The 12,219-nt window shown below is 60.2% G+C and carries 9 protein-coding genes; 3 read left to right on the forward strand and 6 right to left on the reverse strand.

The genetic code is table 11. The annotated features are described in order from the left end of the window. Nucleotides 1-64 precede the first annotated feature (64 nt). Together NQJ30_RS12895 and NQJ30_RS12900 are read left to right on the forward strand one after the other, a co-directional pair. A complete protein-coding gene (locus NQJ30_RS12895; protein WP_255770326.1) occupies nucleotides 65-493 on the forward strand; it encodes a hypothetical protein in 429 nt (142 codons plus the stop codon). 1,417 nt (nucleotides 494-1,910) lie between these two features. Continuing rightward, nucleotides 1,911-3,251, forward strand: a complete 1,341-nt coding sequence (locus NQJ30_RS12900) for an MFS transporter (protein WP_255770328.1) — start codon at nucleotides 1,911-1,913, stop codon at nucleotides 3,249-3,251. 419 nt (nucleotides 3,252-3,670) lie between these two features. Here the strand turns inward: NQJ30_RS12900 and NQJ30_RS12905 are convergent, their stop codons facing one another. From NQJ30_RS12905 to NQJ30_RS12930, 6 genes are all read right to left on the reverse strand, one after another. Beyond that, on the reverse strand, nucleotides 3,671-3,886 hold the full coding sequence (locus NQJ30_RS12905; protein WP_255770330.1) for a hypothetical protein: 216 nt from the start codon (nucleotides 3,884-3,886) through the stop codon (nucleotides 3,671-3,673). 100 nt (nucleotides 3,887-3,986) lie between these two features. After that, nucleotides 3,987-5,543, reverse strand: a complete 1,557-nt coding sequence (locus NQJ30_RS12910; RefSeq protein WP_255770332.1) for a carboxylesterase/lipase family protein — start codon at nucleotides 5,541-5,543, stop codon at nucleotides 3,987-3,989. After that, on the reverse strand, nucleotides 5,543-6,877 hold the full coding sequence (locus NQJ30_RS12915) for an MFS transporter (protein WP_255770333.1): 1,335 nt from the start codon (nucleotides 6,875-6,877) through the stop codon (nucleotides 5,543-5,545). Before NQJ30_RS12915 ends, NQJ30_RS12910 begins: the two co-directional genes overlap by 1 nt. Nucleotides 6,878-7,001: 124 nt before the next feature. Beyond that, nucleotides 7,002-7,883, reverse strand: a complete 882-nt coding sequence (locus NQJ30_RS12920; RefSeq protein ID WP_255770334.1) for a LysR family transcriptional regulator — start codon at nucleotides 7,881-7,883, stop codon at nucleotides 7,002-7,004. Nucleotides 7,884-8,576: 693 nt separating this feature from the next. After that, a complete protein-coding gene (locus NQJ30_RS12925; RefSeq protein ID WP_255770335.1) occupies nucleotides 8,577-9,836 on the reverse strand; it encodes a Fis family transcriptional regulator in 1,260 nt (419 codons plus the stop codon). Nucleotides 9,837-10,160: 324 nt separating this feature from the next. Continuing rightward, nucleotides 10,161-10,685 (reverse strand): hypothetical protein, encoded by a 525-nt coding sequence (locus NQJ30_RS12930; RefSeq protein ID WP_255770336.1) that lies wholly within the window; start codon nucleotides 10,683-10,685, stop codon nucleotides 10,161-10,163. A gap of 350 nt (nucleotides 10,686-11,035) precedes the next feature. Between NQJ30_RS12930 and NQJ30_RS12935 the strand changes: the two genes are divergently transcribed. Beyond that, nucleotides 11,036-11,743, forward strand: coding sequence for a toll/interleukin-1 receptor domain-containing protein (locus NQJ30_RS12935; protein WP_255770337.1), 708 nt, complete (start codon nucleotides 11,036-11,038; stop codon nucleotides 11,741-11,743). Nucleotides 11,744-12,219 lie beyond the last annotated feature (476 nt).

Genomic DNA, 12,219 nt, shown 5'->3' on the forward strand with positions numbered 1-12,219 from the left:
AGGGGGCTCCGATCTCGCTGCGATGAAACCACTGCGACGCGCTATGGTGCCGAGTGGGTGATCAATGGATCCAAAATTTTCATTACCAAAGGCTACTCGGCGGATTATCGTGGCCGCACGAACCAGCCCGGAGAAAAGAGCTAGTGGCATCACGCTCTTCGCCGTCGAGTCAGTCACTTCAGGGTTCAGCTGGGGGCGCAAACCCGACAAAGTGGGACAGGATCAGTCGGATACCGCGAAGCTGTTCTCCGACAACGTCCGCGTGATGGACGCCGAAGTCCTCGGCGAAGTTGAAAGCGGATTCATTCACATGATGCAGCAACTGCCTCAGGAGCGTCTGAGCGCTGCCAGCTCGAACGTCGCGCATGCCAAGCAAATCCTGCTTGAGACGATCGAATACGCAAACCCGAAAGGCATTCGGATCAGCCATCGGATCTCTCCAGCACAACAAGTTTCAGCTCGCCCATCTCATCACCCAGATCGAAGTTGCTGAAACGTTCGTGGATCGTTGCATCGCTACCCACAAGGTAGGAGAACTCACTCCAACACCCAGAACTCTCCTCAATCATTGCGTGCAACTGGATGGCGGCGGTGGAACTAAAAAAACTTTTCGAAGACCCTGTCCGGATCGAGGGGATCCGTCGTGCGCCTTGAACGCCCACCGCACCCTCTTCGCGGCCCAGCCATTCTCCGCCATAATGACCGCACAGTTCCCACCGACACCCCGATGCCGGTGGTGGCAAGTTTCGTATGGACCATACGGTGTCCGAAAATCCCGTCGGAGGAATCGAACATGATCTTTTACGTGTGTTCTTTAAGTTCCCGGTGCCGGGCCGCTGCGGGGCCTCTTGCGCGGCCAGACACCGGTAATACGAACTGGAAATGCCAGGGCGCCCGCACATCCACTGGACGTTGTTCTCTGGCGAAGAAGGCTGAAACGTTTTTAGGAAGTCATTTTCCCGCTCGACTTTCCCGCAGCCGGGCTTCCAATTGCCCTGTATTTTGCCTGGCTCCACCGGAGCATCCGGGTTGCCCCCTTCCGATTGCCCCCTCATTTTGCAGCCGCACCCATTCGCTTTACCGCGGTTACGCACGTCGCCGGCTTCGGCGCGACGCGACTGAAGCCGGCGGGCGTTCCGCGAAAATCACCAGCGCATCGGCGTCCGAACCCACAGGAATAGGTTGGTCGAGCAGACACAGGCACAATCCTTCAAACATCAGTAGTACACCTCAGAAGATTGGCGCTGATTCGTCGGTGGCTTGGCCGTTTAAGACAGGGCCTTCGGCGTTGTCGTGACAGCGGGGTAAATTTTCGCCTGCCCGTGGTGGGAACCGCAGCCGAAATCGGCCATCTTGGTCACGGGTGCCGAACAGGCCCAAGTGACCTGCTTCATAAACTGCGGAATCTATGATTGACTCACCGATAAGGCAAGTTTGCCGGCCTCACCTCTTGTCGTTGAACCAAGGGACATCAGCGCGCTTGACCCCCCCCTCAAAGAAGAGCCAGGAAAGTTGCTGTGAGCAAGACACCTAAATTTGGAAATCCGGAGAATGCCACGGGACTGATGTCCTCCTATCGTGCTCAGCCTGAGCGCCTAGATGCGAGGGGCGAGGTGCCCTACGCGCGTGGGAAACGTTTGCTTTGTCGTGGGGGACTTCTGAACGCAACGTCCCTCGAAGTCGTGGCAGCCATAATTCGCCACCATCCAGTCCGGTCAGGCCAACGCGTTGGTCGGAATCTTTCATTTCCAGTGGCATGTACACAACGACGGAATGAAGACCGCTTAGCTTCCCGCCGGGAAACGTCCCGGTCTACGGGTTGGTGCACGAGCCAACTCAGTCGCGCTCCCAAGGAGCCGGCACTCAAGGTACAGCATCCCCTATCCCATTGATAATGAGGAGCACTGAGTATGTCCAGTCAAAGAAGCGCTACAGCAGGAGAGTCCGTTGCTGGTAAGCCTCAGGCCCGGCGCGCCGCCACGGCCAGCATCGCCGGGACGACGTTGGAATTTTACGACTTCACCATCTATGGACTGGCTTCAGCCCTGGTATTTTCACAAGTCTTCTTTCCCACGGTAAGTCCAACCATCGGATTGCTATCCGCATTCGCAACTTTCGGAGTGGGCTTTCTAATGCGACCGATCGGCGGATTCCTATTTGGACACATCGGCGACCGATTTGGGCGCAAGAACGCCTTAGTTACTACGCTACTGATGATGGGCATCTCCACAGTCCTAATCGGCTGCATCCCATCCTTCGACTCCATTGGGTACTGGGCGCCAGCCCTCCTCGTCATCTTGCGACTGTTCCAGGGCCTCGCCTATGGCGGCGAGTGGGGCGGGGCGGTACTCATGGCTGGCGAACACGCGCCAAAAAACAAGCGCATCCTATATTCCGCGCTGCCGAACGTCGGGGTTTCTGCCGGATCGCTGTTAGGCAACCTTGCATTCTTGCTAGTAGCCTCGCTCGGCCCCGACGTCATGAACCAGTGGGCCTGGCGTTTACCGTTCTGGCTAGGGGCCATCCTTGTGATTGTCGGGCTGATGATTCGCGTCGGCGTCGATGAAAGCCCGGAATTCCTCAAGACCGTGAAGAACGACGGTCCGGCGCGCCTCCCGATAGTCGAATGCTTCCGTCGCTATCCCCTCCAAATTTTGCTGATCACGGGAGTAATGGCAGGAGGCGCAACAGCCGCCTACATCAACATCGCATACAGTGTCAGCTTCGCTACCGGAGCGGGCGTCGATCGAGGGATTCCGCTGCTAGCTATTATGATCTCCAACGCCATGCAGCTTGTCCTGATCCCATTGTTCGCAATATTGGCCAGCCGGGTTGGTCTCGGTAGAGTCTTTTTCTTCGGAACGCTTGCCTGGGCAGTACTGATGCTTTTCCTCTTCCCGGCCCTTGGATCAGGAAACATCACCCTTATTTTCTTGGCCTACTTAATTCCTTACGGAATTGGGTTCTGTCCGATGAATGCAACAATTCCTTCACTATTTGCAGAGTCCTTCGATCCACGAGTCCGATACTCTGGGCTGGTCGGTGCGCAGCTGGGAACGGCGATCGCTGGATTCACGCCTTTCGTCGCAGTTCTGGTCAACACCGCGGCCGGCCCAACAGCCGTTGGCCTAATGGGCAGTGGCATGTTGCTGCTCGCCGCTATCTGCGGCATGATTCTCGCCCATGGTTTGGTCAAAGCTAAGCAGATCATTCCCGACAAGCTTCCAGCACGAAGCCACACAAGTATCTGACTGACCGGACCCGTTGTCGATGAGCACCCACAGGGGCGGCGATGCCCAGGAAGTACGGGTTATTGCTGTAGGCCAGATGGGAGTGGTCCCGGAGGCAGGCGCCGAACGGCCGGGCCGGAACAGCGGCTGCGATGTAGTGAGCGTAGGACGCTGCTGAGTCGGTGGCGTGGCGTCCGATGGTCGTGGGGGAGTAGCCGAAGGTTTCGGCGGTGATGGCCCGGGTGCGAGTTTGGTGAGTTCGTAGAGTGTTCCCTGTCGCGCGGCCCGGGTGCTGAACAGCTTGCTGAGGCGTGTTGAGAGGTGCCCGGGGTGGATGTGACGCCCGGGTGAGGCCCCACGGAATACCCAAGCGGTGTTGTGATGTAAGGCGGTCAGGTCGTGGCCTGGGTTTGCGGCGAGTTCGCGCATGGCCGGCCCAGTCAGTTCCGGCGGGCTTGATCGTGCTCGTGGATGAGTCCGAACGGAACGTCTGGCGAGAGGGCCACAGAGAAATGGTCAAAATCGTGTCGGGTCACGAGAACTCCGGGGCTCCGGTCGTCCAATTCATCATCATAAGCAGCCGCGACGGCGGCATTCAGTGTTTCGTACAGCTCTGTCTTGCGTTCAACCCGGAAGTCGGCGATAACCTGCTTCATCTCGTATCCTCTCGAAGTAGTTCGAATGTGGGTGGAAGCGCCAGCCCCCGTCGTTATGCTCTGCGGGCACCGTTATGCGGCGCCCGCAGAGCAATATGTTTCAGTCGTCCTGTGACGCCGTTTCCCAGTCGGGACCGATGATCATGCGCCGGCGCCCGGCGTCGTAGGCCGGCCACATCGGGATGCCCGTGTGGCAGGGGTTCCGGGTCCGCGCGAAAGCGGTCCAGGCCAGAGCCATGTTCCGGGACGTCTCGTGACGGGACTCGGCAGTCCCGGCGAACACGGCCCGATCGACGTTGTTGAACGCGAATGGCAGATCGAGGCTGTGCGTGGCGCCCAGTAGCCCGTCCAGGACGTCGCTCGTGTGGGCGAATTCGTACAGGAAAACGGGCGCAGTCTGTGCCGCCTTCGTTTCAGCGATAGCGATTGCAGCTGCAGCGAAAGTGTGGCTGTTCACTACCCTCGCATACTGAAGGCGTACGGGTTCGTTGGGGTGCTCCGCCATGATTTTCTGGAGCAACACCGTACCGGCCGGACCGAAGTTGGCTGCGGCCAGCTCCAGGGCGGTGGCCTCGTTCAGAGTCGGGAAGGCGGGGTTTCCCACCATCAGGAGGCTCGGGTCGTGGCTAGCAAAGCCGAGCAGCATAGGGATGCCGTCTGCCGCAGGCGGAGCGCCGTCACTGAACGGATGGGCGGTGACAAATTCGCCGTCGAGCACCGGAGCCCAGCCAAAGGCCAGCGTCGCGGGAGCCTGGACCATCTCCATGCCAAACGCTGCCCCGAGAGGCGGCGAAATCCTGCGCTGGATCTCCAGCAGCTCACGCAGGGGCATATCCCGCCAGGCCTCGACATCTCCTGCGCTGATGCCAGCTGCCTCTGCAGTCTGGGCTGCCAGTTGCGCAGCCGCCGCGGGTTCAGTCACCGCCAGGACAGGCCCGCTCATGTTGATAATCCTGTGGAAAAGTCCTTGAGCCGACGGCATGCCCAACAGCACATTTGCTTTCCCTCCGCCACCGGACTGCCCGAAGATGGTCACATTTTCGGGATCACCACCGAAGGCCGCAATGTTGTCCCGCACCCACTGCAGAGCCGCCACCAAGTCGAGCATTCCGGCGTTGGACGCGCCGCGGAAGCCATCGCCTTCAATGAAATCGAGGGGCAGGAAACCCATCAGCCCGAGACGGGCGTTGACGGTCACGACGACGACGTCCCCAACATGCGCCAGGTGATCTCCGTTGTACAGGGCGGACCCCGCGGAGCCGTGGACAAAACCGCCGCCGTGGAACCACACCATAACGGGCCGCTTGGCGTCATCGGTCGAAGAGGGGGTCCAGACGTTGAGGTTCAGGCAGTCTTCGCTCATCCGTGAGCCGTCCAGCGGGTGGCCGCCCTTAACGTACATCAGGTCATGGACGTCCTGGGCGCTGTTTGCCGAGCCGAGCCGCGTGTCCACCTGCGGTGCGGCGTCACCGAAGGAGAGTGCTTCGCGGACACCGCTCCACGGCTCAACCGGCCTGGGCGGGGCGAAGCGGCCATTGCCCGCCGTCGTCGCCCCGTAGGGGACTCCCAGGAATGATTCGATGCCGCGGAAGCGGATGCCGCGCAGGGTCCCCGCTGTAGTCCCGGTTACGACAAAGTCATTTTCGAGGACGGGCATCAGACTGCAACCTCGTCGATCTTGCGAAGATTCATGCCCTTGGTCTCTTTGCCGCTCCAACCCGCTACAGCGGCGACCAGCATGCACGCGGAGGCGAAGATGGCTATCGGCAGCCAGCCGCCGGGTCCCTGGCCCTGGATGGCCTGCTCGATGGCGGGGGCGAAACCGGCGACCAGGAAGCCCAACTGGGTCCCTATGGCAACACCGGTGTACCGGACCTTCGTGGGGAACATCTCCGTGTACATCGAGGCTCCGACAGCATTGGCGCCGGATGCCACGACGGAGAAGACGCACAGGATCATGACGATAAGGCCGAAGTTGCCGGTGCTGACGATCCCGAACGTCGGGAACCAGAGGATTGCTGCTGCGATCATGGTGCCGGTGAAGACGGGACGGCGGCCGACGCGGTCGGACAGGCTGGCCCAGAGCGGCTGGGCGACAAGGCCGACGACTCCGGCCACCACCGACGCGATCAGCATCTGGCTGGCGGGGATCTTGACGGTTCCAACGGCGTAGCCGAGAAGGAAGACGCTCAAGGTGCTTCCGCCGACAGCCAGGAAACTGCAGCCGACCACACGGAGCACGGAGCGCCAGTGGTCGCGGAAAACTTCGAAGACCGGGACCTTGGCCTCGTTTCGGGCTTCCTTGGTTTCGAGGAACGCGTCGGTCTCATCCACGCCCTTGCGGATGTACAAGCTGATCAGCATCAGCGGACCGGAGAGAAGGAACGGGATGCGCCAACCCCAGGACATTAAGGCCGACTGTTCCATGCTGGAAATCATGATGAATACCACCGAGGCCAGCAGCGTGCCCAGGGCCGTGCCCTGCATGGTCCAGCTTGTGTAGAGACCACGCTTGCCTTCGGGGGCGTGTTCCAGGGAGAGAGAATTTGAGCCTGCCTGCTCGCCGCCGGCAGAGAGTCCCTGCAGGAGGCGCAGGATAACAAGGATGATGGGAGCCGCGATGCCGATCGTGGCGTAGCCGGGAAGAAGGCCCACCAGGAAAGTGGCCGCGCCCATAAGGTTCAGCGTGATCATCAGCGTGCGCTTGCGGCCGATTCTGTCGCCAAGGCTGCCAAAGAGCAGTGCCCCGGCGGGTCGGGCAACATAGGCCACGCCGAACGTCGCAAAGGACGCGAGCAGCGCGCCTGTTGTGCCCAGCGGGGCGAAAAACACCTGGCCGAAAATGAGAGCGGACGCCGTGGCGAAAAGGGTGAAGTCGAAGTACTCGACTGTACTGCCGAACAGGGCGCTCAGTGCGGCGCGCTTGGCCATTCGGTTCTTTGGCTTGAGGGTGGCAGGCTCGGTGCCTGCAGACTGGACGCCTTGGCTCATGGGTTTCTCCTTCGAAACGCTGGACGGACTGTGGCAATCGCTTGCCAAAAGTGATTCAACCCACTGTCCCAAAGCAGATCCATAAGCGTCCAATGGCGATTTCTTATGTGTTCGATAAGAGTAGCTAATAGACGGCGGTAGGAAACTGCTGGTCAATGACCTCCAGGACCCGACTCAACGCCCCGAACCTTTGGGCTGACCGCCAGGCCACCACCGTGTAGAAGTACCGCTCCACGTCCGTTAGGCCCAGGAATGCCAAAGCTCCAGGTGATTCGTCCGTAAAGCGTGACGGCAGCACGGTGATCCCGCTACCTGCTGCCACCAGGGCCATCACGGTCAGCGTGTCCGGGACCTCTTGCACGACGCGAGGCCGGAAGCCTGCATCAAGGCAGGCCTCGATGGCTTGGTCGCGCAACTGCAGTCCCGAGGCCAGATCGGTGAGGATAAAGGGCGCGTCAGAGAAATCGCTAAGCCTCACCATTTCCTTTGTCGCCAGCGGATGGTCGGAGGCAACGACGACACAAAGCCGCTGTGAGGTGAGCCGCCGGGTGGAAACCCCCGGCACGCTACGTTGCATCGCGGTGAAGCCCACGTCCAGGTTGTCCGCCTGCAGAAGGTCCATAATGCCGGAGCTCGAATGTGACGCAGTAATCCGCAACTCTATCTCTGGGTATAGTTCCCGCACCGCTCTCGCAAGGCTGGCCACCGTCGCCGTCGACAATGTTCCCGCGAACCCGACCCGCACGACACCCCGGTCCGTATCGCCGGAATTGCGCGCCGCGCGCACGGCGTTGTCCGCTGTCCTTAGCGTCTCCACGCAGAGCGGCAGAAAGCCCAAACCGGCGGGTGTCAGCCTGACGTTACGGCCGGTGCGGTCTACAAGCTCAACGCCCACATCCTTCTCCAGCTGATGGATTTGCTGGCTGACCGCAGGCTGCGTCAAGTGCAGCGTTTGGGCGGCACGGCCATAGTTAAGTTCAGTAGCTACTGCCACGAAGGTGCGCATCCATCGAAGTTCCACCGGCACAGCCTAAACCCCGCGCTCCCTCCCGAGCCAAGAAACTGCGGAGGAATTCTCGTGCTGCTACGAACGCTTTGACCGCCAAAACTTACGGCTTCATCAACCTCACGGGCGGGCGTGACGAAATCTGCTCGTAGTGCACCGCTGCTGGAGACCGCGGATGGACCGCGATTCAGCCGGCTGTCTCTCGCTGTCCGTTCTCAATGTAGTTGTCAGTGTGACGTGGGAACTGACAGATTGGATGAGACAGATCTGGTCGGATTCTTTCTCATCCCTGTTGTCAGTTCCGTAATGCGTTAACGGGCCTAGCGGATGTCCAACCGGCTACACCGGAGCATTCCGGCCATCCCACAACGCGAGAATCCGCGCCGCATGAGTCATATTCGTCGGCAGGGACCTCAAAAACTTCGCACGCAGCCGCGCTGACATCTTAATTGAGAATCGTCCAAAGCCGTACACTGACGCGTTGAATGCGAAAACTGACATCTGGAATGAGAACGGACATGTGCCCCTGCAAGGCCACTCCCCCAGCGGTTTTTAACTGGCATGCACGGGTATTCATGGGGCGGGAGTAGCACCCCGGGGGCACAAGCAACATCGAGTCGTATCTCGGACCGGCCTTGAACATCGCCAATATGGACTGGGAAGAGTTCGCCGACATGGCCGAGTGATGGGGTTTTAGGGGTTTTGCCTGACAGCTTTTGCTGCAGCGACGTACTGGGCGTAAGCGGCGGCCGAATCGGTGGCGTGGCGTTCGATGGTGGTAGGCGAGTAGCCCAAGGTCTCGGCGATGATGGCCACGGGTGCGAGTTTGGTGAGTTCGTGGAGAGTACCGAGCCTCGCAGCCCGTGTGCTGAACAGCTTGCTGAGGCGCGTTGTGAGGTGTCCGGGATGGATGTGACGTCCGGGCGAGGCGCCGCGGAATACCCACGTGGTATTGGGATGTGAGGCGGTCAGGTCGTGCCTTGGGTTTGCAGCGAGTTCGCGCCAAGGCTTGTCCAGTGGATCCGGCAGGGCGATCTGGATTGTCCCGAGCTGGATGGTGACCAGTTCTTCGGTGATGCTCACGTCGTTCCAGGTTAGCCGTGCGATGTTTTCGGCCTGTTGTCCGAAAACGAGGATGAGGATCGCGGCGGCTCTGTCACGCGTTTCTAGTCCGTCGTCGATGACTCGTTTGAGCGCTTCGTCCTGTCCGGGCTTGGCGAGTCTTGGGCTGGTGCCGCGGCGGTGCGGAACGATTGTGAGCCCGGCTGGGGCGGCTTTGGTTTTGATGGCCCATTTGAGGAAGCGCTCGGCGATGCGCCGGGTTGTGGGCCCTTCTGCCTGCCATGCGTCGAGGTGGGATTGCTGCAGCTCGGGCAGTTTGATGTCGTGGCCGGTGAGCCAGTTCAGCAGGTCGATGGCGACGGTGACTTCCTGTTTGGCACGCAGGAAGGTGCCGCGGGCGACTTCGTCCATGTGGTTCATTCGTCGTTGGTGGTGCCAGCGGATGTAGCGGCGGATCACGTCAAGATGCTGAGGGTCCTTCACGCGTTCGATGGCGTCTGCCGCCCAGCTGTCGTAGCGCATCCGCAGTTCGTCGCGTTGGGGGAGCACCCCGTGTTCTGTGAGGAGTCCGCGGACGTATTCGCGGGTGCGTGAGGCGGGCAGTTCGTCGAAGGTTTCGTGGGTGATCTCGGGTGCGACCGCGAGGTTGGAAAGGAACGCGGTGACGTGCTTCTGGCGGATCCAGGTCAGGCCACTGTTGGCCCGTTTCATCGACTTCAGCGCGGCCGCCAGCGGGATCAGATCGTTGGCCATGGATCCGGTGGCCGGGTCGGTGAGCAGGTCATCTACGACATTGCCAAGGACGCAGGTCCAGCATCGCCCGCCGCTGTGAAGCTCGTCCTCGGCTCCGCAGGTCTCGCAGCATTCGCGGGACAAATCCCGGAACGGCACCAATCACTGCAACCCCTAAACCATGGAAACATGCATTAGATGCAGGAAACCTACAGCGACAAGGGATCCGCGGGCAAATTCAGTCTTGAGGCTAAGGCGGCCTCGTCCGTCACGATCCCTATCTGAGCTGCAAAAACGCCGAATTAGTCACGGAACGGGAGTTCTCGCAGCTACTTCTACTCCCGCTGTTTAACTGCCGATAATGAACCTTTCGTAAAGCTGGCCCGGGCCCGACAACACCGTGCTTGCTGGGAGCGGCCGGAACTGGTGGCCACTTTGATCCGTCCATGGTCGGAGCCAATTCAGGGTTATCCACGCCTGGAACTAGGCCAAGTTGGTTGATGGATAGTCTTCGTCGCTTCGCCATTGGTCGTAGCGGACGACGACCAGAGGCTTCCTGCGATTTCCAACCAACCAACGACCAAGATGGGCTTGGGCCTGCTCAACGTAGGTGTAGCCGATGTCCCACCAGTGTGTGTCGAAGGTCCTCATCTCCAAGTCTTCAATCCGAGGGTCTGCCGCTATCGATGCCGGCGGCCCAAAGCAGTTGGCCATTGCGTGGCGAACGCTCATCCGCAGATGTTTCACTCCCGTCGGAAGCAGTTGCTCCCAACGCCGACACGTTCGTTCGAAATCGAGTATGACTCTACTGATTTCCCCCTTGGCTGGAAGCCTTGCGTCGGCGTGTTCCAGGACTGCCAAGACTCCTTCCAGGGCTTCCCTGACATGTTCCACCGCACGCTGTTGAGCCTCTTCAGAGACACGACGGCGCTGAAGAATTTCGCCGCGTACAAGCGCGAGTGCAGACAATGCCAGCGCCATGGCCGCGATAGTTGTTTGCATATCCATAGGCCAGACCCTAGTCCACGAGAATCCGTCGACCGGCCTCTGCACGCGGCTCCTTTGCTTCTGCGGAGCTTCGGTGTCCGTCATGGCGCCCCACTGGGCTAAATGGTGGCCTGGCCGCGTTCCGCATGTTGGGCTGAACCGACCCTCATCTGTCGGGACCGTGCGGTGAAGTAGTCCAGCTTCGATATTCTGGCAACTAAAGTCTTAGGGAAGTTGGGGAAGTTGGGGAAGATGGACAGGGCCACCCAAGCTCACGACAGTGCGATTTGTTCGTGACGAACTGCAAAGGTTGGATTGGGAAGATCAGGCCCCTACATCTAGCGACGTTCGGTTTTTCGACACCAGAGCACATGACCGTTCAGGACTGCTTGTTGGAAGGTGAAGAGACGGGGCTCCAGGAACTGGCTTCCTATCTGCGCGGTGAGCAGGACGAAGCTGACCTCGTCGCCGGAGCAAGCGCCCAGCAGCCCATTCCTCTGAAGGTTTTCGCATCGCATCTCGCGGCTCACCGTGGCGTCGTGAGCACCTACGCCGCGGAGTTCCAGAAGTACGGCATCGAGCTGTTCGTGGCCCACGACTCCATCGAGCCAGACGCAGTCTGGGCGGACGAGATTGTGCTGAGTCTTCGTACAGCAAATTGCGGAATCGTGTTCCTTCACGACGGGTTCAATGCCAGCGGATGGTGTGACCAGGAAGTTGGCTGGCTGCTAGGGCGCGGAATACCTGTTCCAGTGCTCAAGTTCGGAGCCACCGCACCATATGGTCCACTCGGCTTCAAGCAAGCCATCAATGTGGCCGGACGCTACCACGAGCCGGTGGTTGCCGAGACCCTTACTGTCCTGCGGAATAGTCCTGCGATTGCTCCCAATCTCATTGAGTCCCTAGTCGTCGGACTGGAGCGCTCACCAAACTTCCACACCACCGACCTGATTTGGATGCAGCTACAGACCTACCGAGAGCTGACGACGGAGCAGACGGAGCGGGTACTGCAGGCTGCCACCGGGAACACCCAGGTTCGGAACGCCTCCTGCCCTGGCGACGCCATGGGGCGGACTTAACCTTTAGTCTTTCAAGAGTTCGTGGAATCTCAGGCGAGCTACAGTGTTCCGATGGCGGAAGTACGTCCTTGGGTGCCGGGGCAGCCGCCGTTTTAGGCGCTATGAGTTGCGCTCCCACAGCCGGGCTCCTTGCCCACAAGCGGATCATGGAAAATCCTCCAAGCGACGAGGTGCTTACGCAGTTACTGCAGCTGCCTCTACGGCCGACCTACTCCGTCCGGGCGCACTCTAGCTCTCGTGAGTGCAACCGACGTCACGAGTGCGCGACTGGAGAGTCGGTCCTTTGTACCGCAGGCACCAGCGGCTTAGATTCACAGTTCAGCACAAACGTTGTCCTGCCCCAGCTGGTGCCGTTGTCGTCACGGCGCACGCCCAGCGGCGGCTACTCGTTCACGCTCCCGCCTGATTGAAAACCGAGCAGCACGGGTCCACCACCGCCTCGAACGACTGGACTACTCGCTACCCTTATTACCGGC

The sequence above is a fragment of the Pseudarthrobacter sulfonivorans genome (assembly GCF_024391045.1).
Classification (GTDB): Bacteria; Actinomycetota; Actinomycetes; order Actinomycetales; family Micrococcaceae; genus Arthrobacter; species Arthrobacter sulfonivorans_B.